Source organism: Nocardia sp. SYP-A9097, from assembly GCF_009649815.1.
GTDB lineage: Bacteria > Actinomycetota > Actinomycetes > Mycobacteriales > Mycobacteriaceae > Nocardia.
In genome coordinates this window covers 1-552 of the sequence record NZ_WJIC01000102.1, presented here as the reverse complement: position 1 = coordinate 552, position 552 = coordinate 1, and the positions used below count along the sequence as shown (strand labels likewise).

Here is a 552-nt window from a genome sequence, read left to right as displayed (position 1 = left end):
CCACGAAGCCATGATCCCGGTGCGGGGGTGGCGGTGCGTGTCCTGCTTCATCGAACGCGCCGACACCGACCAACACCTGATCCACACCCGCGCAGCAGAATCCCGCAGCGACGACGGCCTGTGCGATCTGTGCCGCGCCGACGGCCGTCCCGGCCTGCCGCCGCTGCCTGTCGGTTTCACCGCGCGTGATCTCGCCCGCGCGTACTTCCGGTTCTTCGCCGACACCTACCCCGACGCCGCACGGGGTCTGCTGGCGGAGGTACGTGGCCGCGCACCGCAGTGGCTGATCCGGCTGATCGACGAATTCCTCGACACCGCAGCACTCCCCGGAGGCGCGCCGTCCGAGCCCGACCCGCAACCGCCGCTGGCACCAGCGCAGCGGCAGCCGCGTCGTCGCGGCCCGGTCGTGGGTGCGGGTCAGCGCACCGGTCGCTGTGATGCGTGCACGCGCATCACCGCCGTCAACACCGACAGTCTCTGCACACAGTGCCGAGTCTGGATCGGTCTGGACGTGCCCGCCCCGCGCGAGCACGCCGCCTGACCTTCCAGCAC

1 protein-coding gene is annotated in these 552 nt (G+C 71.4%); it reads left to right on the top strand.

The window, feature by feature from the left end; all coding sequences use genetic code 11:
- A partial coding sequence (locus tag GFY24_RS40925; protein WP_228567179.1) for a hypothetical protein occupies positions 1-541 on the top strand: 541 nt, incomplete at its 5' end.
- Between the last annotated feature and the right edge of the window lie 11 nt (positions 542-552).